25 protein-coding genes and 1 riboswitch are annotated in these 21,957 nt (G+C 71.5%); of the genes, 9 read left to right on the top strand and 16 right to left on the bottom strand.

The window, feature by feature from the left end; translation table 11 throughout:
• Positions 1-37 precede the first annotated feature (37 nt).
• From NIE79_RS11460 to NIE79_RS11450, 3 genes are all read left to right on the top strand, one after another.
• A complete protein-coding gene (locus NIE79_RS11460) occupies positions 38-841 on the top strand; it encodes a class I SAM-dependent methyltransferase (RefSeq protein ID WP_238678525.1) in 804 nt (267 codons plus the stop codon).
• Positions 842-956: 115 nt separating this feature from the next.
• Positions 957-1,565, top strand: coding sequence for a hypothetical protein (locus tag NIE79_RS11455; RefSeq protein WP_238678524.1), 609 nt, complete (start codon positions 957-959; stop codon positions 1,563-1,565).
• Positions 1,566-1,698: 133 nt separating this feature from the next.
• Positions 1,699-1,866: a hypothetical protein gene (locus tag NIE79_RS11450; protein WP_167337361.1), complete on the top strand. Its 168-nt coding sequence runs from the start codon at positions 1,699-1,701 to the stop codon at positions 1,864-1,866.
• Positions 1,867-1,875: 9 nt separating this feature from the next.
• Here NIE79_RS11450 and NIE79_RS11445 read toward each other — a convergent pair whose 3' ends face one another.
• The 5 genes from NIE79_RS11445 to NIE79_RS11425 form a co-directional block, all read right to left on the bottom strand.
• Positions 1,876-3,873 carry an acyl-CoA dehydrogenase family protein gene (locus tag NIE79_RS11445; protein ID WP_238678523.1) on the bottom strand — a complete coding sequence of 666 codons (1,998 nt, stop codon included), beginning with the start codon at positions 3,871-3,873 and terminating at the stop codon, positions 1,876-1,878.
• A 104-nt stretch (positions 3,874-3,977) separates the two neighbouring features.
• Positions 3,978-4,481: a DUF6328 family protein gene (locus tag NIE79_RS11440; RefSeq protein WP_238678522.1), complete on the bottom strand. Its 504-nt coding sequence runs from the start codon at positions 4,479-4,481 to the stop codon at positions 3,978-3,980.
• A 137-nt stretch (positions 4,482-4,618) separates the two neighbouring features.
• A complete protein-coding gene (locus NIE79_RS11435; RefSeq protein WP_238678521.1) occupies positions 4,619-5,368 on the bottom strand; it encodes a sugar isomerase domain-containing protein in 750 nt (249 codons plus the stop codon).
• Positions 5,365-6,171, bottom strand: coding sequence for an AAC(3) family N-acetyltransferase (locus tag NIE79_RS11430; protein ID WP_238678520.1), 807 nt, complete (start codon positions 6,169-6,171; stop codon positions 5,365-5,367). Before NIE79_RS11430 ends, NIE79_RS11435 begins: the two co-directional genes overlap by 4 nt.
• Positions 6,172-6,200: 29 nt before the next feature.
• Complete coding sequence (locus NIE79_RS11425) at positions 6,201-7,031, bottom strand: alpha/beta fold hydrolase (protein ID WP_238678519.1); 831 nt, start codon at positions 7,029-7,031, stop codon at positions 6,201-6,203.
• Between the two features lie 107 nt (positions 7,032-7,138).
• Positions 7,139-7,243: riboswitch (TPP riboswitch) on the top strand.
• Between the two features lie 74 nt (positions 7,244-7,317).
• Here NIE79_RS11425 and NIE79_RS11420 point away from each other — a divergent pair.
• From NIE79_RS11420 to NIE79_RS11410, 3 genes are all read left to right on the top strand, one after another.
• Entirely contained in the window at positions 7,318-7,911 is a 594-nt protein-coding gene (locus NIE79_RS11420; protein ID WP_238678518.1) for an ECF transporter S component, read from the top strand.
• Positions 7,912-8,031: 120 nt separating this feature from the next.
• On the top strand, positions 8,032-9,462 hold the full coding sequence (locus NIE79_RS11415) for an ABC transporter ATP-binding protein (RefSeq protein ID WP_238678517.1): 1,431 nt from the start codon (positions 8,032-8,034) through the stop codon (positions 9,460-9,462).
• Positions 9,459-10,259, top strand: a complete 801-nt coding sequence (locus NIE79_RS11410; RefSeq protein ID WP_238678516.1) for an energy-coupling factor transporter transmembrane component T family protein — start codon at positions 9,459-9,461, stop codon at positions 10,257-10,259. The genes NIE79_RS11415 and NIE79_RS11410 overlap by 4 nt, the downstream gene beginning before the upstream one ends.
• A 401-nt stretch (positions 10,260-10,660) precedes the next feature.
• On the opposite strand, the gene NIE79_RS11405 is transcribed toward NIE79_RS11410, so the two are convergent.
• On the bottom strand, positions 10,661-11,056 hold the full coding sequence (locus NIE79_RS11405) for a hypothetical protein (RefSeq protein WP_238678515.1): 396 nt from the start codon (positions 11,054-11,056) through the stop codon (positions 10,661-10,663).
• 290 nt (positions 11,057-11,346) lie between these two features.
• Between NIE79_RS11405 and NIE79_RS11400 the strand changes: the two genes are divergently transcribed.
• On the top strand, positions 11,347-11,643 hold the full coding sequence (locus NIE79_RS11400; RefSeq protein WP_196929949.1) for a thiamine-binding protein: 297 nt from the start codon (positions 11,347-11,349) through the stop codon (positions 11,641-11,643).
• 189 nt (positions 11,644-11,832) lie between these two features.
• Complete coding sequence (gene gnd, locus NIE79_RS11395) at positions 11,833-13,275, top strand: NADP-dependent phosphogluconate dehydrogenase (RefSeq protein WP_238678514.1); 1,443 nt, start codon at positions 11,833-11,835, stop codon at positions 13,273-13,275.
• Positions 13,276-13,401: 126 nt separating this feature from the next.
• Here gnd and NIE79_RS11390 read toward each other — a convergent pair whose 3' ends face one another.
• From NIE79_RS11390 to recO, 5 genes are all read right to left on the bottom strand, one after another.
• The gene (locus NIE79_RS11390; protein WP_238678513.1) at positions 13,402-14,163 is read right to left on the bottom strand and encodes a pirin family protein; all 762 of its coding nucleotides are present in this window, start codon (positions 14,161-14,163) and stop codon (positions 13,402-13,404) included.
• Positions 14,160-14,387, bottom strand: a complete 228-nt coding sequence (locus NIE79_RS11385; protein ID WP_238678512.1) for a thioredoxin reductase — start codon at positions 14,385-14,387, stop codon at positions 14,160-14,162. Before NIE79_RS11385 ends, NIE79_RS11390 begins: the two co-directional genes overlap by 4 nt.
• Before the next feature lie 277 nt (positions 14,388-14,664).
• Entirely contained in the window at positions 14,665-14,850 is a 186-nt protein-coding gene (locus NIE79_RS11380; protein WP_238660698.1) for a hypothetical protein, read from the bottom strand.
• A 71-nt stretch (positions 14,851-14,921) separates the two neighbouring features.
• The gene (locus tag NIE79_RS11375; RefSeq protein ID WP_238678511.1) at positions 14,922-15,734 is read right to left on the bottom strand and encodes an isoprenyl transferase; all 813 of its coding nucleotides are present in this window, start codon (positions 15,732-15,734) and stop codon (positions 14,922-14,924) included.
• Positions 15,735-15,738: 4 nt separating this feature from the next.
• Positions 15,739-16,605 (bottom strand): DNA repair protein RecO, encoded by an 867-nt coding sequence (gene recO / locus NIE79_RS11370; RefSeq protein WP_238678510.1) that lies wholly within the window; start codon positions 16,603-16,605, stop codon positions 15,739-15,741.
• A gap of 102 nt (positions 16,606-16,707) precedes the next feature.
• Between recO and NIE79_RS11365 the strand changes: the two genes are divergently transcribed.
• Complete coding sequence (locus tag NIE79_RS11365) at positions 16,708-17,517, top strand: DUF4097 family beta strand repeat-containing protein (protein WP_238678509.1); 810 nt, start codon at positions 16,708-16,710, stop codon at positions 17,515-17,517.
• Here NIE79_RS11365 and NIE79_RS11360 read toward each other — a convergent pair.
• The 5 genes from NIE79_RS11360 to ybeY all read right to left on the bottom strand — a co-directional run bounded on the left by NIE79_RS11360 (position 17,504) and on the right by ybeY (position 21,942).
• Positions 17,504-18,634: an acyltransferase family protein gene (locus tag NIE79_RS11360; RefSeq protein WP_238678508.1), complete on the bottom strand. Its 1,131-nt coding sequence runs from the start codon at positions 18,632-18,634 to the stop codon at positions 17,504-17,506. The genes NIE79_RS11365 and NIE79_RS11360 overlap by 14 nt on opposite strands.
• A gap of 153 nt (positions 18,635-18,787) precedes the next feature.
• Complete coding sequence (gene era / locus NIE79_RS11355) at positions 18,788-19,684, bottom strand: GTPase Era (RefSeq protein WP_112677269.1); 897 nt, start codon at positions 19,682-19,684, stop codon at positions 18,788-18,790.
• A gap of 5 nt (positions 19,685-19,689) precedes the next feature.
• The gene (locus NIE79_RS11350) at positions 19,690-20,076 is read right to left on the bottom strand and encodes a cytidine deaminase-like protein (RefSeq protein WP_112619633.1); all 387 of its coding nucleotides are present in this window, start codon (positions 20,074-20,076) and stop codon (positions 19,690-19,692) included.
• Entirely contained in the window at positions 20,069-21,493 is a 1,425-nt protein-coding gene (locus NIE79_RS11345) for a hemolysin family protein (protein WP_238678616.1), read from the bottom strand. The genes NIE79_RS11350 and NIE79_RS11345 overlap by 8 nt, the downstream gene beginning before the upstream one ends.
• Positions 21,469-21,942, bottom strand: coding sequence for an rRNA maturation RNase YbeY (ybeY, locus tag NIE79_RS11340; protein WP_030491788.1), 474 nt, complete (start codon positions 21,940-21,942; stop codon positions 21,469-21,471). The genes NIE79_RS11345 and ybeY overlap by 25 nt, the downstream gene beginning before the upstream one ends.
• Positions 21,943-21,957: the final 15 nt, after the last annotated feature.

Genomic DNA, 21,957 nt, shown 5'->3' with positions numbered 1-21,957 from the left:
GTGCCTGCCGTAGGAGCGGCCCTCGTACTCTCGCTGGGTGAGCGAGAGCAATGACTACGTGAGGCTGCGAGGAACTTTCAACGAGGACGCTGAACGGTATGACCGTGCGCGGCCCCGGTACCCGGCACAGATGTTCGATGATCTCGCTGCGGCCGGCGTAGCGCCCGATGCAAGGGTGTTGGAGATCGGCTGTGGCACCGGGCAGGCGACCGTGCCGCTGGCGGAACGGGGCTACCGGATCGTGGCCGTCGAGTTGGGCGCAGACATGGCTGCTGTGGCTCGGCGAAACCTTGCCGGCTCCGACTCGGTGGAGGTGGTGACGGCAGCGTTCGAGGAGTGGCCCTTGCCTGCGGAACCGTTCGACGTGGTCCTCTCCGCGACGGCGTTCCACTGGATCGATCCGGCCGTGCGGGTGTCGAAGTCTGCTGACGCCTTGCGTCTCGGTGGTCTGCTGGCCACCGTGGGAACCCACCACATCGCCGGTGGCACCTGGACCGAGGCGTTCTTCGTTGAGATTCAGAAGCTTTACGAGCGCTTCGATCCGTCGACCCCACCGGGCCTGCGTCTTGAAGGTGCTCCAGACATTCCGGAGGACGATCGGGAGCTGACCTCGTCGGAGCGGTTCGGGCCTGCGAGCTTCTACCGATACGAGTGGGAGTTGCCGTACTCGACAGCGGACTACCTGGATCTGCTGTTGACCTACTCCGGCCACCGCGCCTTGCCGGACGCGCAGCAGAGCGCATTGCTGAACTCCATCGCGCGGCTGATCGACGTCAACTACGGGGGCCAAGTCGTCAAGCGCTACCTGACTGAACTGAGGCTCGCCGAACGTGTCCGGTGAATCGCTTCTATCGGTAGCGGTCGTCGGATTCACCAGAGTGCACGTGCATTCGGCCGAGTCCTGGTTGAACGGCGACGGGTGCCCCGCCGCGTCCGTTCGTGGCACGCTGGCCGACGTGAAAATCTATGCCGATCGGTTCCCGACCGCCGCCCGTCAGTTGCTCACCGACCTGCTCGTCGTCGCCTGGGTGTACGTGGCGATCCGCGGCGCGCTGTGGCTACACGACCTGGTGCAGAAGCTCGCCGTGCCGGGGCAGAAGTTGGAGGGCGCCGGCAGCGGGCTCGCCGACAACCTCGCCGACGCGGGCGGCAAGGTTCGCCGGGTCCCGCTGGTCGGCGACGAGCTGACCGCACCCTTCCAGCGGGCCGCCGACGCGGCCCGGGGGCTCGCCGACGCCGGCCGCGACCAGCAGCACCTGGTCGACCAGCTCGCCCTCGCCCTCGCCATCGCGGTCCTGATCTTCCCGCTCGGCATCGTGCTGTTCGGCTGGCTGCCGCTGCGGGTCCGCTGGATGCGCCGGGCCGGATCGGCGACGAAGCTGGCCGCCGGGCCGGCCGGCCGGGACCTGCTCGCCCTGCGCGCGCTGGCCACCCAGCCACTGGGCAAACTGAGCCGGATCGGTCCGGATGTCGCCGAGGCGTGGCGCCGAGGCGACGACACGACAGTCGACGCCCTGGCGGCCCTGGAGCTGCGCCAACTCGGCCTACGCGGCCGGGGCCGCTGAGGTCGCTCCCCGTTACGCCGATCTTGCAGTTTTTGTTGCCGACATGGGTGGAATGCCCCTTGTGTCGGGACAGCAAGTGCAAGATCGCGGAGCAGGCAGAGGTCAGGCCGGCCGGGGCCGTTAAGGTCGTCGGGTGTTCTACTTCCTCGTCGTCATCGCCGTCCTGCTGCTCGGCTACGCCGCTGTCCTGGTCTCCTTCGTCCGCCGGGGCAAGAAGATCCCACCCGCGGCGTACCTGGCCCTGGCCGGGCTCAACGGTCTGATCCTGGCGGGGGTGCTGGCCTGGGCGGTCTCCCGCTGACCGGGCTGGTCAGGGCTTTGGGGGGATGCGGCGGCGGACGTCCTCGGCGGCGGACGGGCCGGGCGACCAGCCGGCCACCCAGGGCAGCTCGTCGGACGGGGTGAGCACGCCCTCCTCCAGGCCCGCGTAGCGGCCGGCGAGGATGCGCTTCGCGGCGGCGGTGTCGACCGAGTCGGTGTTGTCCCAGAGTGCGGCGAACAGGGCGTCCACCCGCACCCGCGCCTGCCGGCAGAACAGGTCGGCCAGCTCGACGTTCTCCGGGCGGCTGTCCCGTTCGGCGGAGGCCCGGACGCAGACCGCTGACATCGCGAACAACTCGGCGCCGATGTCGACCACCCGGCCGAGGAACGCCTGCTTGCGCTCCATCTTTCCCTGCCAGCGAGACATCGCGTAGAACGTCGACCGGGCCAGCTTGCGTGACGAACGCTCCACCTGGCGCAGGTGCGCGGCGAGCGGGCCGAACTCGGCGTAGGCCGAGGGGCTCTGCCCTCGACCCACGGCGAGGGTGGGCAGCCACTTCGCGTAGAAGGCGCCCGCTCGTGCGCCGGCTCGGGCCTTGCGGCCCAGCCCCGCGTCCGGGTCGATGATGTCGCCGGCCACCGACAGGTGGGCGTCGACCGCCTCCCGCGCGATCAGCAGGTGCATGATCTCGGTGGAGCCCTCGAAGATCCGGTTGATCCGCAGGTCGCGCAGCATCTGCTCGACGGCGGCCGGGCGTTCGCCTCGGGCGGCCAGCGAGTCGGCCGTCTCGTAGCCGCGCCCACCCCGGATCTGGATCAGCTCGTCGGCGATCTTCCAGGCCATCTCGCTGGCGTACAGCTTGACCAGCGCGGCTTCGATCCGGATGTCGTTGCGGTCGTCGTCGGCGAGCAGGCAGCAGAGGTCGAGCATGGTCTCCATGCCGTACGTGGTGGCGGCGATGAAGGAGAGCTTCTGCGCGACCGCCTCGTGCTCGCCCACCGGCCGTCCCCACTGGACCCGGTCGGCGGCCCACCCCCGGGCCACGTTCAACGCCCACTTGCCGGCGCCCACGCACATGGCCGGCAGCGAGAGTCGACCGGTGTTCAGAGTGGTCAGGGCGATCTTCAGCCCCTTGCCCTCGCCGCCGATGACGTTCTCGGCGGGGACGATCACGTCGTGGAACCGGGTCAGGCTGTTCTCCAGGCCGCGCAGGCCGATGAACTCGTTGCGCCGCTCGACGGTGATGCCGGGGCTGTCGCCGTCCACCACGAACGCGGTGATGCCGCCCCGACGGCCCTCAGTGGCCGGCACCCGGGCCATCACCACCAGCAGGGTGGCCACGATGCCGTTGGTGGCCCAGAGCTTCACCCCGTTGAGCCGGTAACCAGTGCCGTCCTCGGTCGGCTCGGCGATGGTGGCCAGCCGGGCCGGGTCGGAGCCGACGTCGGGCTCGGTGAGCAGGAACGCGGACACCTCACCGGCGGCGAGCCGGGGCAGGAAGCGCTGCTTCTGCTCGGCGGTGCCGAACATCTTCAGTGGCTGCGGCACCCCGATCGACTGGTGCGCCGAGAGCAGCGCGCCGATGGCCGGGCTGACCGAGCCGGCCAGCATGAGCGCCCGGCAGTAGTGCAGGTTGCTCAGCCCGAGCCCGCCGTACTTCCGGTCGATCTTCATGCCGAACGCGCCGAGGTCGGCCAGGCCGTGGAACACCGAGTCAGGTATCGACGCGTCCCGCTCGATGGCCGCACCATCCACCTCGGAGGCCAGGAAGGCGCGGAACCGACCAAGGAACTCCTCCGCGCGAGCCACGTCGTCCGGATCGGATCGGGGCCACGGGTCGATCAGGTCGAGCCGGAACCGACCGAGGAACAGCTCCTTGCCGAAGCTGGGCCGGTCCCAGGTGGACTCGCGGGCGGCCTCGGCGACCTGCCGGGCCTCCTTCTCGGAGACCTGCCCGGCTTCCGCGCGCAGCGGCGCGGCGGCACCGGCGTTGGTTTCGGAGTCGGGGCCGTCCGGTGCCGGTCGGCCATCCTGCGTCGTGGTCACGGCTGCCCCCTCGAAGCTCGGTGCGGCTGCGTCGACGTGCGCGACTACTGCCACGCTACCCCCGGTTGTTACCCAGGGGTAGCGCTGCGTGAAGATCCACGCGGTCAGCGGTCGTTGATCGTGTCCGGGTCGTCGTCATCGTCGTCGATGTCGTCCTCACCCCAGTTGCGGCGGGCGAACGGCAGGGCCACCCAGAACGTGAGGAACCAGATTCCGGCCAGGGCGCTGAGCACGAAGGCGATCGGCCGGTCCAGAACGAAGTCGGTGATCAGCAGCACCGCGCTGACCATCGCGATCAGCATGAAGGCGAGGCCGCCGGTGGCCATCCGGTGCGCGAAGCGGACCAGCTCCGGTTTGCGCCCCTGTCGGAACAACGCCCGGTGGAACGCCACCGGCGAGATGATCAGTGCGGTGGCGGCGGCCGCCGCGAGCAACGCCACGATGTAGACGTCGCGCTGGAACTCGGTGGTCTCGGTGAACCCGTTACTGAACGGCAGGGTGAGCAGGAAGGCGAAGAGGATCTGCACGCCGGTCTGGGCGACCCGCAACTCCTGGAGCAGGTCGGCGAAGTTGCGCTGCCAGCGCTGCTTCTCGGTCTCCTTGGACACGCGCTACCTCCGGTGAGACGCTACTGCCGGCGGTCCCAGCCGCCGGCAGCAACGCCAATGCCCCACCCGGCCGAGCGCGAAACAGGTTCACGACATCTGCCGTTCATCTCGGCGACGCAAGTTGGCCGCCGGCAGCGTCAGGACCCGCGTCGGATCCGGCCCGCGTACCGCGCCTCCAGCTCGTTGTTGTGCGCGTCGCCGTCCGGGATGTTCGCCGACAGGTAGACCGGGGGCCGCTCCCCCGCCGCCAGCAACCGCGCCACCACCTCCACTGTCACCTGCTGCGCCAGCAGCGCCGCGGTGATCGAGGAGACCGCGCCGACCGCACCGCCACCGGGCAGGGGCAGCGTCGCGTCGCCGTACGGCGCGCCGTTGTCGAGCACCACGTCGGCGAGGTCGCTCAGCTTGCGCCCGGACGGGTGCCGGGAGGTCATCCGGCCGGAGTGTTGCGCCGAGGTGATCGCCACCAACCCGTGCCCGCGCTCCTTCACCAGCGTGGCGAACTCCACCATCGCGCCGTTCACCCCGGAGTTCGAGGCGAGCACGAAGACGTCGGTGGGACGCACCGGGGCCAGCTCGTAGAGGCGGTGCGCGACGGACGGGTCCCGTTCCAGCAGCGGGCCCAGCCGGTCGGCCGGTTCGCCGCCGAGCAGCACCAGGTCACGTAGCGCGATCCGGTTTGTCGGCACCAGACCGCCCGCCCGTCCGGCGATCTCCATGGCGAGGGCCTCCGAGTGCCCGGTGCCGAACGCGTGCACCACGCCGTCGGCTCGGACGGCCTCGGCGATCAGGTCGGCGGCCCGCCCCACCGCCTCCCGCTGACTGGCGGCCACCTGGCCGATCGTCTCGGTCACCACGGCCAGGTAGTCCTCGGCACTCACCGTCATACGTCCTCCGTCGTTCGATTACCTGCCAGCCAGCGAACCGCGAAGTCGACAGCCGCCCGCTGGCGCATCAACCTGCCGGTCCCGGTGCCGACCGGTGCGGTGCGTACCGCTCCGGTGGCCTCCAGGTCCTCGCCCAACGCGGCGAAGTCGTCCGCGTCGAGTCGTACGTCCTGCCACCACACCCATTCCCGACCACCGTCGGCGGTACGCACGGCAGCACCGATCCGCTCCCGGGGCGAGCCGGGGCAGCGGTACTCGGCAAGGTGCAGCGAAGTGCTCACCGAGTGGTCCACGCCGAGCAGCAACACGTCGGCGTCCAGGTCGTAGAGGCGGGCCAGCGGGGAGCCCTCGCCGAGCATGTCCGCCACTGTGTGCCCGGCCACCACCTGCTCGGCGGCCGGGCCGAGCGCGGCGAACGACACGTGCGGATGGGAGCTGCGCAGCGCACCGGGCCAGCCGCGGACCGTCTCGGCGAACGCACCCATGAACCGGCTCGGGGTGACCGCCGGGTCGAAGCCCGGCATCTCCGAGCGGATCAGCGGCCACCAGTCCGCCGGCACCGGAGGGTTGCGCCACTGCGCGGGGTCGCTGTTGTCGGGCGTGTGGGTGGGCACGACGATCGTGCCGTCCGGGCCGAGCGCGTCGCGCAGGGCGAGCACCACAGCATGCGGGCCGCCGCTGACGAAGCCCAGCGGCCGCAGCGAGGCGTGCACCAGCAGCGTCGCGCCGGGGCGTACGCCCAGGACGCGCAGCTGCGCGGCGATCGAGCGACGGCTGCCCGGCCCGCCGGCGTCGGTGGTCACTTTGACGTTCCTTCGCTGACCCGCACGGCTCAGGCCGTTCCGCCGGCTCGGGCCAGGATCGCCTCGGCGAGCGCGGACGGCGCCGCGTCGGGGATCCAGTGGCTCACCCCGGGCAGCTGCACGAACCGGTAATCAGCTGTGACGTTCGGCGCGCACGCCTCGGCGGCGGTCCGGCCGATGGCGATGTCCCGGTCACTCCAGACGTACGTGGTGGGCACGGCGACCGGGCCGACGCCGGCCAGGTCGGCGCGGGACATCGCCCGGTACCAGTTCAGCGCTGCGGTGAGCGCCCCCGGCTCACGCATCGGGTCGGCGTACCGGTTCACCCGGGACGTGTCGCCCACCCCGGAGAGCAGCTTGCGCAGCGCTGTGGCGTGCCACGCCAGCAGCACCTTCTCCGCCTTGTCGGGCTTGCGGAACAGCGCGATGTACGACGACCGGGCCTTCTGCTGGGCGTCGGTGCTCAGGGCGTGCGCCATGGCGGCCGGATGCGGTACGGACACCGCTGTCAGCGTGTGGACCCGCTCGGGGTGCCGGGCGGCGACCCCCCAGGCCACTATCGCGCCCCAGTCGTGGCCGACCAGGTGCACGGCGTCCAGCGCGAGCGCGTCGAGCACCGCCACCACGTCGGTGACGAGTTCGGGGATCCGGTAGTCGGTGACCGCGGTGGGCCGGGCGCCGGGCGAGTACCCGCGCTGGTCCAGCGCGTACGTGCGCAGCCCACCCGCGTGCAGCGCCGGCACCACGTCGTCCCACTCGCCGCTGTGCTGAGGGAAACCGTGCAGCAGCAGGACGGGTACGCCGTCCGTCGGACCGCCGACGGTCACCTCGAACGTGAAGCCTCGCGCATCAACCCGCATGATCAGAAGCGTACCCAGACGGTGGTGTGCCGGTCGCTCCCGCAGGTCAGGCGGATGCCCTGCTGGGCCCGCGACAGTGGTCGGTGTTAGCGTCAGCGAGACAACTTCATATCCGACAGGGGAGCGCACAGCGCTGAGAGTGCGGGCACGCCCGCAGACCCTCGAACCTGATCTGGGTAATGCCAGCGCAGGGAGTTCGGTCGACCTCCAGCCGCGCCGCAGTCCGGTGCCACCGGACGCGGCGTGCGTCTTCTCCTGGTTCGCACTCACGAACTGGGAGCAACACATGGAATCCACCACTGACACACACCGTTGGCGCACCATCGACATCGTGGTCGCCTCGGTGATCGCTGTGGCCTTCGGCGTCATCTTCTGGGCCTGGGGCCTGGTCTGGAGCGCCACCGAGGGCGCGTTCGCCTTCTTCCCGCCGGCGCAGACGCTGCTCTACGGCGTCTGGCTGATGCCGGCGGTGATCGGTGGGCTGGTCATCCGCAAGCCCGGCGCCGCGCTCTACTGCGAGACAGTGGCCGCGGTCCTGTCGGCGCTGCTGGGCAGTCAGTGGGCCGGCACGGTGATTCCGCAGGGCATCGTGCAGGGCATCGGCGCCGAGTTGGCCTTCGCCGCCTTCCGGTACCGGTCGTTCCGGCTGCCGACAGCTGTGTTCGCGGGCGCGCTGACGGGCCTCAGCGCGGCGCTGTTCGACTTCTTCGTCTGGAACGTCGACTACGCGCTCACCGACTACCGCATCCCGTACGCGCTGCTCACCATCGTCAGCGCCACAGTGATCGCCGGCCTGGGCGGCTGGATGCTAACGAAGGCCCTGGCCAACACCGGCGTCCTGGACCGCTTCCCAGCAGGCCGGGACCGAGCCCTGATCTGACCCCACCCACTCGCGTCGATCATGAGGTTGACGGGCGGACTGATCTTCATCACCACCGTCAACCTCATGATCGACCGTGCAGGGGGTAGGCGGGGGCGCGGCCCGGAGGGGGTGGGTTTGGTGGGCGGGGTACTGCTGCGGGGGTTCGGGTGGCGGCACGCTGGGCGGCGCGCCTGGGCGGTGCGCGGGGTTGACCTGCGGGTGGAGGCTGGGGAGCGGGTCTTGCTTCTTGGGCCCTCCGGGGCTGGTAAGAGCACACTGCTCGGCGCGTTGGCCGGGCTGCTTCCCGAGGACTCCGGCGAGCAGGAGGGCACCGTCGAGATCGACGGACTCGACCCACGCAAGGGGCGGGAACGGGTCGGCATCGTCTTCCAGGACCCGGAAACCCAACTGGTGATGGCGCGCTGCGGCGACGACGTCGCCTTCGGGCTGGAGAACCGGGGAGTGCCGGCCGACGAGATCTGGCCCCGGGTGGACGAGGCGCTGCACCGGGTCGGCTTCCCGTACTCCCGGGACCGTCACACAGCGGCGCTCTCCGGCGGTGAGCAGCAACGCCTCGCCCTGGCCGGCGCGCTGGCCCTGCGCCCCGCCCTGCTGCTGCTCGACGAGCCGACAGCCAACCTCGACCCGGCCGGGGCCGAACTGGTCCGGCACGCGGTGGCCGGCGCGCTGGACGCCGACACCACGCTGATCCTGGTCGAACACCGGGTCGCCGAGGCACTGCCGCTGGTCGACCGGGTGGTCGTCCTGGAACCGGGTGGCGGCGTCCGCGCGGACGGCACACCCGAGGCGGTCTTCGCCGCCCACGGCGCCGCCCTGGCCGCCGAGGGGGTCTGGGTGCCCGGTCACCCCATCGCGCCCCGGGCGGCCACCGCCGGCCCCGGGGATCTGTTGCTCACCGCCGACCGGCTCGGCCTGCCGCCCCGGCTGGGCTCCACCGACCTGGGGGTACGCGCCGGTGAGGCACTCGCCGTACGCGGACCGAACGGCGCCGGCAAGTCCACCCTGGCGTTGCTGCTCGGCGGCCTGCTCCGGCCGGGCAGCGGGCGGGTCACCGCGTCCACCGAGTTGGCCGGCGCGGACCACAGCACTCCCCCGCACCGGTGGAGGGCGCCCGCCCTGGCCCGACGGATCGGGTCGGTCTTTCAGGATCCGGAGCACCAGTTCGTCACCAGCACCGTCTTCGACGAGCTGGCGCTCGGCCCGCGCCGCACCGGTCAACCCGAGGCGGCCGTCAAGGAGACAGTGGCCGCGCTGCTGGACCGGCTGCGGCTGGACCGGCTCGCCGCCGCCAACCCGTACACCCTCTCGGGTGGTGAGGCGCGGCGGCTGAGCGTGGCGACGGCCCTGGCCACCGCGCCACGCCTGTTGATCTGCGACGAACCCACCTTCGGCCAGGACCGGCGAACCTGGCGGGAGCTGGTCGACCTCTTCGCCGACCTGCGCGACGCCGGGCACGGCGTGGTCACTGTCACCCACGACGCGGATTTCGTGGCCGCGCTCGCCGATCGCACCGTCACCCTGCACCGCGCCCCGGACGACCAGCGATGATCAGCATCGAGCCGGTCGCCGCGCCGGACGCGCCGTTGGCCCGCCGCAACCCGGTGGCGAAGGTCGCCGCCGCGCTGGTCTTCTCGTTCACACTGCTGGCGACACTGGATCCGGTGGCCCCGGCGATCGCCATCGCCCTCGAACTGGCCGTCCTGCCGCTGTTCGGCATCCGCTACCGGGTGCTGGCCCGACGGGCCTGGCCACTGCTGCTCAGTGCCGCCGGCATCCTGGTCACCCTTGTGCTGTTCGCGGCCGACCGGTCCGGCCGGGTCCTGCTGGACGCGGGACCGGTGCTGGTGAGTACCGGCGTCCTGCTCACCGCGCTCGGCCTGGTGCTGCGGGTGTTCGCGGTGGCCCTGCCCGGTGTGATCGTCTTCGCGACCACCGACCCCACCGACCTGGCCGACGCGTTGATCCAGAACGCGAAGGCACCGGCCCGGTTCGCCATCGGGGCGCTGGCCGCGTTCCGGCTGGTGCCGCTGCTCGGTCAGGAGTGGCAGATGATCAGCATGGCCCGGCGCGCCCGGGGCGTCGACGCGGGACGCAACCCGGTGGCGAAGCTGCGGCTCTTCGCCTCCACCGCGTTCGCGCTGCTGGTGGGGGCGATCCGTCGAGGCACCCGACTGGCGGTGGCGATGGACGCGCGTGGCTTCGACGCCGGCACACCCCGTACCGTCGCCCGCCGGCAGCACTTCACCCGCGCCGACGTCCTCCTCATCGCCGGGTCCGCCGCCCTCGCCGCAGCCACCCTCACCACGAGCATCCTCCTAGGCGCCTTCCGCCCCCTGATCAGCTGACCCCAGCCCCGCCGCGCCCCGCGCCGCCCACCGCCCGCCGCCCGCCGCCAAGATCCGCCCGCCGCCCGCCGCCCGCCGCCCAGATCCGCACAACATCAGGGATGTAGTGGCCTAGCTGGCCATGGAGGCCACTACATCCCTGATATTGCTGCCACCACCCACCACCCACGCACCACTCCCGCCCGCTCCCGCCCGCCCCCGCCCGCTCCCGCCCGCCCGCTCCCGCCCGCCCACGCACCGCTCCCGCCCGCTCCCGCCGATCTTGCGGTTCCTGTCGCCGATTCGTCCCGGGAAGCCGGTTATGCGAGGACAGGAAGTGCAAGATCGACGGGGGCGGGGGCGGGGGCGGGGGCGGGGGCGGGGGTGGGCGGGCAGGGCTGGGTGGGGTGGGGTGGTTCGATCTAGCTGCGGCGGAAGGCGTAGCGGCGGGTCTGGCCGGCCTGCTGGCTGCGGCCGAGGCCGGAGCGGTTGCCGCCGCCCTGCGGTGGCCCGGCCGTGGGTGCCTTCGGTCGCCCGGTCGGCTTCGGCAGATCGCCCACCGAAGGCGCGTCGACAACCGCCGGCACATCGACAGCTGCCGGCACCTCGCCCGGCAGCGCCGGCTCCACCAGTGCCACCGACAGCGTCGGCTCGGCCAGCGTCGCCGGTTCGACGAGCACCGCCGGCAGGGCCGATTCGACAGCGAGGTCGAGGGCCGGGAGCGTGGTGGGGAGCGGGCCGTGGCCGGCTGCCGGGTCGACGCCGAGGGGCGTCGCTCCGGGGGTACGGGACTTCTTCGGGTTACGCCTGGCAGGCATCCGGGCCTCCTTCAATGCCGACCGGCACGGCCGGTCCCGCGCTGCGGCGGTCGGTCGGATCGGCTGGTGACCGCCGTTGCGCGACGGTCGAGTGGGGAAGGGACTGCTCACCGGGGCCAGGCAGGGCCATCGCCGCCGAACGGCGGGGAGGGGATGCGGGACGCCCGGGAGCGCACGGACCGCGACGCGGGACGGCGGGCCGGCTCGGAAGTGGGGCGTCAGTTGCGCATGTTCGTACCGTAGCCACCGCCCGACCGACGCGCATCCGTTTTTACTGGCACGATCGGCACATGCTGATCGCGTTCTCGATCACCCCGCTCGGCGGTGACGACTCCGTGGGCGACCTGGTCGCCGAGGCGGTGCGGGTGGTCCGTGCGTCCGGCCTGCCCAACCGGACCGATGCCATGTTCACCACCGTCGAGGGTGAGTGGGACGAGGTGATGGCGGTGGTGAAGCGGGCGGTCGACGTGGTCGCCGCGCAGGCGCCCCGGGTGAGTGTGGTGCTCAAGGCCGACGTCCGGCCCGGGGTCACCGACGCGCTGACCGGGAAGATCGCCCGAATCGAAGCCCGTCTCGCCGAAGGCTGACGTGCGCGGCGCGGGATGACGACACGTTTCCCTGTGCGGGGCTCACCGACCAGTGTCGAAAGCCCGAGCCGCCAGCGGCAATGCCCACATCACGTGCAGTAACGGGACGTCGATCACTGGTCCGTATCGGCTCACATCACGGTAAGTTTCCAAGCGCTGATAGTGGTGTGACGAGAGGTGGCGGCACGAATGGCTGATCAGGCGAGGGCACAAATCGGTGTGACCGGGCTGGCGGTGATGGGTCGCAACGTGGCCCGCAACCTGGCCCGCAACGGCTTCACGGTGGCAGTGCACAACCGCTCGCCGGAGCGCACCCGCAGCCTGGTCGCCGAGCACGGCGACGAGGGCACGTTCGTGCCGGGCGAGACGATGGCCGATTTCGTGGCGTCACTGGAACGCCCTCGCGCTGTCATCGTCATGGTGAAGGCCGGCGCGCCCACCGACGCGGTGATCGACGAGTTGGTGCCGCTGCTCGACGAGGGCGACATCATTGTCGACTGTGGCAACGCCCACTTCGCCGACACGCGCCGCCGCGAGGAGGCGCTGCGGGCGCAGGGGCTGCACTTCAGCGGCACCGGCGTCTCCGGCGGCGAGGAGGGCGCGCTGCGCGGGCCGAGCATCATGCCGGGCGGTTCCGCCGAGTCGTATGCGAAGCTCGGGCCGATGTTCGAGAAGATCGCCGCCCAGGTGGACGGCGTGCCGTGCTGCACGCACGTCGGGCCGGACGGCGCCGGGCACTTCGTCAAGATGGTGCACAACGGCATCGAGTACGCCGACATGCAGCTCATCGCCGAGGCGTACGACCTGCTGCGGGCCGGCCTGGACGCGACGCCGGCCGAGATCGCGGAGATCTTCCGGGAGTGGAACAACGGCGAGCTGGAGTCGTTCCTCATCGAGATCACCGCCGACGTGCTCGCGCACACCGACGCGGCGACCGGCCGGTCGTTCGTGGACATCGTGCAGGACCGGGCCGAGCAGAAGGGCACCGGTCGGTGGACCGTGCAGAGTGCCCTGGACCTGGGCATCCCGATCACCGGAATCGCCGAGGCGACCTTCGCCCGTTCGCTCTCCGGGCACGTCGACCAGCGCGAGGCGGCCCGCCGGGCGTTCCCCGACGCGGGTGAGAAGTGGCAGGTCACCGACCGGGAGACCTTCGTCGAGGACGTCCGCCGGGCGCTGCTCGCTTCCAAGATCGTGGCGTACGCGCAGGGCTTCGACCACATCCGCGCGGGCAGCAAGGAATACAACTGGGACATCGACCTGGGCGGCACCGCCACGATCTGGCGGGGCGGCTGCATCATCCGGGCGCGCTTCCTGAACCGGATCCGCGAGGCGTACGACGAGCAGCCCGATCTGCCGACGCTGCTGGTGGCGCCGTACTTCGCCGAGGCGGTCAGCGCCGGCGTGCCGAGCTGGCGGCGGGTGGTGGCCGACGCGACGCGGGCCGGTGTGCCGACGCCCGCGTTCTCGTCGTCGCTGGCATACTTCGACGCGTTGCGCGCGGAGCGGCTGCCGGCCGCGCTGATCCAGGGTCTGCGGGACAACTTCGGCGCGCACACCTACCAGCGGGTGGACCGCGAGGGCTCGTTCCACACCACCTGGGCCGCCGACCGCACCGAGTCTCCGGCGTAGCCGGGGCGGCGCCGGGAGCGCCGCCGTGATCGTGCTCGATCCTTGATGTAGTGGTCTCCCCCGGGTGGGGAGGCCACTACATCCATGTTCGGGGTGAGAACGTGGCGAGGGCGGCGCGGGGAACGGTCAAGCGACCGTGGCGTGCATCTCCCAGACGAGGATCTCGGCCGGTTCGTCGGCGGTGACCCGCCGGCCACCGGTCATGGTGAGCCGGGCGGCGTCGCCGCTGCCGAGAGGGCCGCTGCCCTCAAGGGTCACAGTGCCGTCGGGCACGTAGAGGTGCACGTAGGGCGCGTCGGGGATGGTGACCTCGTCGCCGGGGGCGAGACGGGCGGCGTGCAGGGTCGCGTACCGGTTGCGGATCCGGATCGCGGACGCACCGTCGTAGCGGTCCATCCCGGAGGCGATCGGCACCAGGCCCCCGCGGAGCAACTCGTCCTCGATCTCCAACTGCTCGTAGCCGGGGTCGACGCCCTGCTCATCGGGGAGCACCCACATCTGCACGAAGTGCACCGGGTCGGCGTGCGGCTCCTGGTTGTTGAGCCGCCAGGCGTCGTTCTTCTCCGAGTGCAGGATGCCGGTGCCGGCGCTCATCCGTTGGGCCAGGCCCGGGTAGATCACCCCGGAGTGCCCGGTGGAGTCCTGGTGCACCAGGGAACCGCGCAGCACCCAGGTCACGATCTCCATGTCCTGGTGCGGGTGGGTCTCGAACCCGGCTCCCGGTCGGACCACGTCGTCGTTGTTGACCAGCAGCAGGCCATGGTGGGTGTTGGCCGGGTCGTAGTGCCGGGAGAACGAGAAGGAGTGCTTGGAGTCCAGCCAGGAGATCCGGGTGGCGAAGCGATCATCGGCACGACGGATGTCGACAGCGGGCGCGGGGGCGGTCACCAGGCACGCGGCCCGGCGTCGGGGGTCGACGGGGCCCAGGTCAGGGCCGGCTCGCCGGTGGCCAGTTCAGCGATCTCACCGGTGCGCAGCTGCGGTGTGTGGCCGAACTCGGCGCAGTGCTGCTCGGCGATCTCGGCACAGATCTCGGCCACCTGCTCGCAGATCGGGTCGCCCAGGTCGGCGGCGTTCAACGCCATGATCATTTTGAATCGAAGATCGCGCATGTGCCCCCCAACCGCCGTCGTCCCACCACCTCCGGACCCTACCCGCCGCCCCTGCGCAGGACCCCGAAACGAGCGCACCACCCCACCTCCGCACCGGCCGCGCGCCCACCCCGGGTCGGGTCGATCATGGAGTTGTGGTGGTGAACATGAGTCATAACAGCGCCCAACCCGGCCACCACAACTCCATGATCCACGGGCGGGACGGGGTGGGGACGGGGCGGCGCCCCCCGCACGAGGGGTGCGGGGGGCGCCGGGACAGCTGGGGTCGGTTGGTCGGTCAGAAGAAGCGGCGGCGCTTGGCCTTCTGCGGACGCATCAGGTCCGCACCCTTCGTGAGCAACCGGGTCGCCCCGGAGGGACCACGCCGGGCCTCCAGGGTGTGGCTGAGCCGGCGGGCGCCGGCCGCGGCCAGCGGCACCGCGATCGCCATCACCGCCCACTGGGCAATGCGCTTCTGGATCATGTGGGTTCACCTCCGTCAGTGGCTTCTGACGTCTCTGATACCCAGAGTGACGTGCGGGTAAGCGCGTCGGCTCAGATAACCGGGGCGACCGGGTTGGGCAGCGCGCCGCCGAAGCGTCGGTCCCGCTGGGCGTACAACTCGCACGCGTACCAGAGGTGGCGGCGGTCGAAGTCGGGCCAGAGCGTGTCCAGGAAGACCAACTCGGCGTACGCGGTCTGCCAGAGCAGGAAGTTGGAGATCCGCTCCTCCCCGGAGGGACGCAGGAACAGGTCCACCTCCGGGATCTCCGGGTGGTAGAGGTACTTCGCCACGGTCTTCTCGGTGACCTTCGCCGGGTCCAGCCGGCCGGCCGCCACGTCCCGCGCGATCGCGGCGGCGGCATCACCGATCTCGGCCTGCCCGCCGTAGTTCACGCAAAACTGCAGGGTCAGCGTCGAGTTGTCGCGGGACATCTCCTCGGCGGTCTGCAACTCGGAGATGACGCTCTTCCACAGCCGACCGGGCCGGCCCGACCACACCACCCGTACGCCCAGGTCGACCAACTGGTCGCGGCGGCGACGGATCACGTCCCGGTTGAACCCCATCAGGAACCGGACCTCGTCCGGCGAGCGTCGCCAGTTCTCGGTGGAGAACGCGTACGCCGACAGGTAAGGGATGCCCATCTCGATGGCGCCCTCGATGGTGTCGAAGAGGCTGTGCTCCCCCGCCTCGTGCCCCTTGGTGCGCGGTAGCCCGCGGTCCTTGGCCCAGCGGCCGTTGCCGTCCATCACCACCGCCACGTGCTTCGGCACCGCCTCGGTGGGCAGCGCCGGGGGACGGGCCCCGGACGGGTGTGGCACCGGCGGCGTCGGCTCGCGCCGGCTGGCCTTCTTCGATCGGATCACTCGGTCACTCCCTGTTCGCGCCGTCCGCCCCGGCCTCGACGTCGCCGCGTGGCCGGAGCACCACGGCCCCGGTGCCCTTCGGCGGCGGGGCCGTGCCGGCCGCCGAGGAACCCCGGTCGACCAGCGGCAGCGAGCGTAGCGCGCGCTCCAGGTGCCACTGCAGGTGAGCCGCGACCAGCCCACTGCACTCCCGACGTACGGCGGCGTCGGTGGCGTCGGCGATCACCCAGTCGCCGGTGGTGAGCGCTGACATCAGATCGATGGTGGCCGGCGCGGGATGGGCCGCCCCGGGTGGCCGACAATCCAGGCAGACCGCGCCACCGGCCGGCACGGAGAACGCCCGGTGCCGCCCGGGCGTGCCGCAGACCGCGCAGGCGACAAGCGCCGGCGCCCAGCCGGCCAGGGACATCCCGCGCAGCAGGTACGCGTCGAGCACCAGGGTGGTGGCGTGCTCGCCCCGGGACAGCGCCTTCAGCGCGCCGATGGTGAGCTGGAACAGTCGCAGCGACGGCTCCCGTTCCACCGGGGTCAGCCGCTCGGCGGTTTCGGCGATCGCGCTGGCCGCCGTGTAGCGCGGATAGTCACCCAGGAACCGTTTGCCGTACAGCTCGATGCCCTCGACCTGGCTCACTGTGTGCAGGGAGCTGCCGTGGTTGCCCTTCGGGTCACCGGCGAGTTGGAGGTCGACGTGGCCGAACGGCTCCAGCCGGGCGCCGAACTTGCTGGTGGTGCGGCGGATCCCTCGTGCCACCGCGCGCAGCCGGCCGTGCCGGCGGGTGAGCAGGGTGATGATCCGGTCGGACTCGCCGAGCTTCTGCACACGCAGCACCACCGCGTCGTCGCGGTAGAGCTGTCGGCGATACCCGGCCATCGGGCCATTCTCCCTCGGGGTGTGAAATCAGGGTTGGTTCGGGGTGCAAGCGCGGATGAACCCCGATGCGGCCAACTCGTGCTCGGTCGTAGCGTGCTGGTCATGGCACTACAGCTGACCACCGCCCCCCGCCGTCGTCGCGTCGCCGCTCCGGTCGCGCTAGGGCTCGCCACCACCCTCATCGTGCTCGCGGGGTGCGACAACCTGTCGTTCCGTCGGCTCGACTACGACAACACCGAGGCGGTCCGGATCACCACGGTCCGGCTCTCCGGGGGCTCGGGCGACGTGGTGATCCGCGGCACCGGCCCGGCGTCCGAGGTGCGCATCAAGCGGGTGGTGCGCTACCAGGGCGGCGAACCGGACAACGCCCGGTACGAGATCAAGGGCAGCGAGCTGGTGCTGAACACCGACTGCGGCTCGCGGTGCAGCATCTCCTACGAGGTGACGGTGCCGGAGGGCGTGGCGGTGCAGGGCGAGACCAGCTCCGGCAACGTCGAGCTGAGCCGGATCGGCACCGTGGAGCTACAGGTCAGCTCGGGCGACGTGCGGATCTCCGGTGCGTCCGGCGCGGTCGGGGTGGAGGCCCGCTCCGGCAACATCGAGGTGAGCGAGGCCGCCGCGGCGGTACGGCTGCGCGCCTCGTCCGGAGACATCAGCGCACGCCGGCTGGGCGGTACTGTCGACGCCGAGGCCAGCTCCGGCAATGTCAACGTGGAGCTGGACAAGCCCGCCTCGGCCCGGGTCCACGCCTCCAGCGGTGATGTCACGCTGCTGGTGCCGCAGGGCAGCTACCGGGTCCGGTCCAACGCCGACTCCGGCGACAAGACCGTCACCGTCGCCGACAACCCGGCGGCGTCCCTGGTGCTCGACGGTTCGGCCGACAGCGGCAACCTCACGATCAGCGAGCGTTGATCTCGACGCTGGCCGCCTCCCCGGTCGTCCGCTGCGCCGGCACCACAGCTCGTCCGGCGGTCGCCCCGGCACCGTCAGCCGCTTCGGCACCCGGTCGGACCGCCGCGTCGGCGGACTCCGCCGGGCCACCGGGGATCAGCTCTGGGCGGCGACGGGCGGCGACGTCCTCGACCCAGCCGACGGCCAGGGTGACCAGCCCGACCAGGGCGAAGACCAGCAGCACCCGGATGGCCAGGCCCACCGGGTCCTGGTGGGACCAGCCCACCACGTCGACCAGTGGAGTGAGCGCCACCACGAACGGCATGTGCCAGAGGTAGACGGTGAGCGCCCGCCGGTTGAGCACCGTCACCGCCCGGTCGGCCAGTCGGCTCCGGCTCAGCCAGGCCACCCCGGCGGGCGCCCGGCCCAGCACGATCAGGATGAACGCGGCGGACCAGAGGGCGTTGCCCAGGGGGTTGTCGTTCAGGTCGTACCCGCGTGGCCCGGGATGCCCGACGATCCAGGCGCCGCCGCCCACGGCGAGGGCCAGCGCCAACGGGTACAGCAGCCGGCCGGAGAGTCGGCGCAGCATCCCGGCATGGTGGGCGAAGCCGAGCAGCCACGCGCCGAAGTAGAGGCCGAACTCGCGCAGCACCGGCGGCGCCGGGTAGATCCCCACCTCGATCGACACCAGCAGGAGGTACGGGGCGAGCAGGGTCAGCAGCGGGGCACGCCGGAACAGCCAGAACGCGACCGGCGAGGCGAGCACGAACCAGAGATAGTCGCGCAGGTACCAGATGATGCTCAACGCCAGCGCGCCCCAGTTGTTGGACGGCGGGTCGGCGATCGGGAACAACCACAGCAGCACCCGTGGGCTCACCGACAGCCCGGTGAACAGCATGGCCGGCACGAAGACCACCGCGAGCACCCACAGCGACGGCAGCAGCCGGCGCAACCGACGCCCGACCGCCGCCGGTCCGGCGCGGGTCAGCGACGCTGCCATCAGCGAGCCTGCCAGCGCGAACATCACCGACATGGCGGGGAAGACGAGGGTGAGGGTCGCCCATCCGGTGACGTGGTAGACCACCACTCGAACGATGGCCAGGGCACGGAGAACGTCGAGGTACCTGTTGCGCATCAGCCTGCATCTCGGTCGGGGACGCGGGGCAGAACTTTCCTACCCTGCGTGGCGCCCGCACCAAACGACGGCTATCTCAACCGAACGTGAACATCCCCAGCCGCCCGACCGAAGGCGATCGTGCCGCCGGTCGGGCACCGCCGACGAGGTGGGTCAGAAGCCCAGCTTGCGCAGCTGCCTCGGGTCGCGCTGCCAATCCTTCGCGACCCGCACGTGCAGGTCGAGGTAGACCCGACCGCCGAGCAGCTCCTCGATCTGCTTGCGGGCGTTGGTGCCGACCTCCTTGAGCCGACTCGCCTTGTGCCCGAGCACGATGGCCTTCTGGCTGGGCCGCTCCACGTACAGGTCGGCGTAGATCTTCATGACCTGACCCTCGGGGATCATCTCCTCCACCACCACGGCGATGGAGTGCGGCAGCTCGTCGCGGACCCCCTCCAGGGCGGCCTCCCGGATCAGCTCGGCGACCAGCACCTGCTCGGGATCGTCGGTGAGCATGTCGTCCGGGTAGAGCTGCGGCGACGGCGGCAGGTACTTGGTCATCACCTCGACGAGGGTGTCCACCTGGTGCCCGGACACCGCGCTCACCGGCACGATCTCGGCGAACTCCCCCATCTTGCTGACCGCCAGCAGCTGCTCCGCCAGGCGACGCTTGTCCACCAGGTCGGTCTTGGTGACCACCGCCAGGACTGTCGCCTTCAACTCGGCCAGCTCGCCGGTGATGAACCGGTCACCGCGCCCGACCGGCTCGTCCGCGGGGATGCACAGGCCGATCACGTCGACCTCGGTCCAGGTGGATCGGACCAGGTCGTTGAGACGCTCGCCGAGCAGCGTACGGGGGCGGTGCAGGCCCGGCGTGTCGACGAGGACCAGCTGCGACTCCGGTCGGTGCAGCACCGCCCGGATGACGTGCCGGGTGGTCTGCGGCTTGTTCGAGGTGATGGCGATCTTGGTGCCGACGATGGCGTTGGTCAGCGTCGACTTGCCGGCGTTGGGACGACCGACGAAGCAGCCGAACCCGGCCCGGTACGGACGCGCCTCCGGATCCTGCACCGGGCTCACTGGGTCACCGTGCCGAGGACCGTGCCGTCCGGAGCGGCCACGTGGACCGGCGCGTCCGCCGCGAGGTCTCGTACCGCCGCGTGCCCGGCGCCGTCCAGCGTCGACGCCTCGGTCACCACCACCGCGGCCTCCAGCCGACTCGCCCCGGCCGCCACGGCTGAGGCGACAGCCAACTGCAACGCGGTGAGCGTCAGCGACGGCAGCGCGACACTGGCCGCCGCGTACGTCCGGCCGTCCTGGTCGCGGACCGCGGCGCCCTCCACGGCGCCGACCCGCGCGCGGGCTCCCCGGGCCAGGACGACGAGCTTGCCGTCCTCGGCGCTCAGCGCGCCCGACGCGGTGGGGGTGGGCCGGGCGGCAGGCGCGGCGGGTGTGTCAGGCATCGGCGGGTTGCCTCTCGTCGTCTCGATAGTTGTCGGTGTCGTCCCCGGGGCCGGCGTGCTCGCCGCGCCCCGCGGTGTCCTGCTCATCGCCCGGCTCCACCCGACTGACCAGGACGGTGTCGATCCGGTTGCGCCGGCCGGTGGTGCCCTCGGCGACCAGGCGGAGACCGGCGACCTCGGCCTCGGCACCCGGGATCGGCACCCGCCCGAGCGACTGGGCGAGCAGACCGCCGACCGTCTCCACCTCGTCGGTGGGCAGGTCGGTGTCGAACATCTCGCCGAGATTCTCCACCGGCAGGCGGGCGGTCACCCGCACCGAGGAGTCCGCCAGACGTTCGACGGGCGGGCGCTCGACATCGTACTCGTCGGTGATCTCACCGACGATCTCCTCGAGGATGTCCTCGATGGTGACCAGACCGCCGGTGCCGCCGTACTCGTCGACCACGATGACCAGGTGGTTGCGGGCCGCCTGCATCTCGGACAGCAGGTCGTCGACCGGCTTCGACTCCGGTACGAAGGTCGCCGGGCGCATCAGCTCGGCCACCGGCAACTGCTCGGCGCTCGGGTCCCCGCCACGGGAGCGCCGGATCAGGTCCTTGAGGTAGAGCACCCCCAGCACGTCGTCGACGCTCTCGCCGATCACCGGGATGCGGGAGAAGCCGGAGCGCAGGAAGAGCGCCAGCGCCTGAGCGAGCGTCTTGCCCTCCTCGATCCACACCATCTCGGTACGCGGCACCATCACCTCACGGGCGATGGTGTCGCCGAGCGCGAAGACGGAGTGGATCATCTGGCGTTCGCCGTGCTCGACGACGCCACGCTGCTCGGCCAGGTCGACCAGCTCCCGCAGCTCCACCTGGGTGGCGAACGGACCTTCCCGGAAGCCGCGCCCCGGGGTGACCGCGTTGCCGATCAGGATCAGCAGCGACGCGAGCGGGTTGAGCGCCCGGCCCAGCCAGCGGACCAGCGGCGCCACCGCACGACCCACGGCGTAGGCGTGCTGCCGGCCGATGGTGCGCGGGGCGACGCCCACCACCACGAAGCTGACCACCGTCATCGCGCCGGCGGTCACCAGCGCGGCCCGCCAGCCGGCGCCGAAGCTGTCCACCGCCACGAGCGCCACCAGTGTGGTGGCGGTCAGCTCGGCGAGCAGCCGCAACAGCAGGAGCAGGTTGAGGTGCCGGACGACGTCGCCGGCGACGACCTGGAGGGTATGGGCACCGCGCACGCCGTCGCGGGCCAGCTCGGCGGCTCGGGCCGGTGAGACCGCGGCGAGGGCCGCCTCGGTCATCGCGATAAGGCCGGCCAGCACCACCAGACCGGCCGCGAAGACGATCAGCTGGAAGTCGGGAAGGCCGGCGGTGGCGCCGGCCGCGAGTAACGGAGGAGTGGACATCACTGGGTGCGGGTCGACCGCCAGCTCGCCAGCAGTCGAGCCTGGAGTGCGAACATCTCCCGTTCTTCCTCCGGCTCGGCGTGGTCGTAGCCGAGCAGGTGCAGCACCCCGTGCACGGTGAGCAGGTGCAGCTCGTCGGCGGGCGCGTGCCCGGCGGTCGCCGCCTGCTTGGCCGCCACCTCCGGGCAGAGCACGATGTCGCCGAGCAGGGCGGGCTCGCCGCCGGCCGGTGCGGACTCACCCGGGCCGTGGTCGACGCTGCCCTCGTCCATGGGGAAGGCGAGCACGTCGGTCGGGCCGTCGCCACCCATCCAGCGGTGGTTCAGCTCGGTCATGTAGTCGATGTCGACAAGCAGCACTGACAGCTCGGCGAGGGGGTTGACCCCCATCTCGTCGAGGGCGTGCCGGGCGACGGCGAGCACGGCGTCGGTGTCGACGTCGACACCGGACTCGTTGGCGATCTCGATGGACAACTGCTTTCCTCTGCT

The organism is Micromonospora trifolii, from assembly GCF_022229005.1.
In the GTDB taxonomy this organism is placed as follows: Bacteria; Actinomycetota; Actinomycetes; order Mycobacteriales; family Micromonosporaceae; genus Micromonospora; species Micromonospora trifolii.
Note: the sequence above shows the minus strand (reverse complement) of the source record. Positions and strands in the feature narration are given on the sequence as shown.

Bases quoted from the DNA above. Each gene is read 5' to 3' on its own strand.
- NIE79_RS11425 (WP_238678519.1), bottom strand. From the start codon at position 7,031: ATGCGGGTTGATGCGCGAGGCTTCACGTTCGAGGTGACCGTCGGCGGT.
- NIE79_RS11435 (WP_238678521.1), bottom strand. From the start codon at position 5,368: ATGACGGTGAGTGCCGAGGACTACCTGGCCGTGGTGACCGAGACGATC.
- gnd (WP_238678514.1), top strand. From the start codon at position 11,833: ATGGCTGATCAGGCGAGGGCACAAATCGGTGTGACCGGGCTGGCGGTG.
- NIE79_RS11400 (WP_196929949.1), top strand. From the start codon at position 11,347: ATGCTGATCGCGTTCTCGATCACCCCGCTCGGCGGTGACGACTCCGTG.
- NIE79_RS11360 (WP_238678508.1), bottom strand. From the start codon at position 18,634: ATGCGCAACAGGTACCTCGACGTTCTCCGTGCCCTGGCCATCGTTCGA.
- NIE79_RS11420 (WP_238678518.1), top strand. From the start codon at position 7,318: ATGGAATCCACCACTGACACACACCGTTGGCGCACCATCGACATCGTG.
- NIE79_RS11365 (WP_238678509.1), top strand. From the start codon at position 16,708: ATGGCACTACAGCTGACCACCGCCCCCCGCCGTCGTCGCGTCGCCGCT.
- NIE79_RS11350 (WP_112619633.1), bottom strand. From the start codon at position 20,076: ATGCCTGACACACCCGCCGCGCCTGCCGCCCGGCCCACCCCCACCGCG.
- recO (WP_238678510.1), bottom strand. From the start codon at position 16,605: ATGGCCGGGTATCGCCGACAGCTCTACCGCGACGACGCGGTGGTGCTG.
- NIE79_RS11405 (WP_238678515.1), bottom strand. From the start codon at position 11,056: ATGCCTGCCAGGCGTAACCCGAAGAAGTCCCGTACCCCCGGAGCGACG.
- NIE79_RS11380 (WP_238660698.1), bottom strand. From the start codon at position 14,850: ATGATCCAGAAGCGCATTGCCCAGTGGGCGGTGATGGCGATCGCGGTG.
- NIE79_RS11410 (WP_238678516.1), top strand. From the start codon at position 9,459: ATGATCAGCATCGAGCCGGTCGCCGCGCCGGACGCGCCGTTGGCCCGC.
- NIE79_RS11385 (WP_238678512.1), bottom strand. From the start codon at position 14,387: ATGCGCGATCTTCGATTCAAAATGATCATGGCGTTGAACGCCGCCGAC.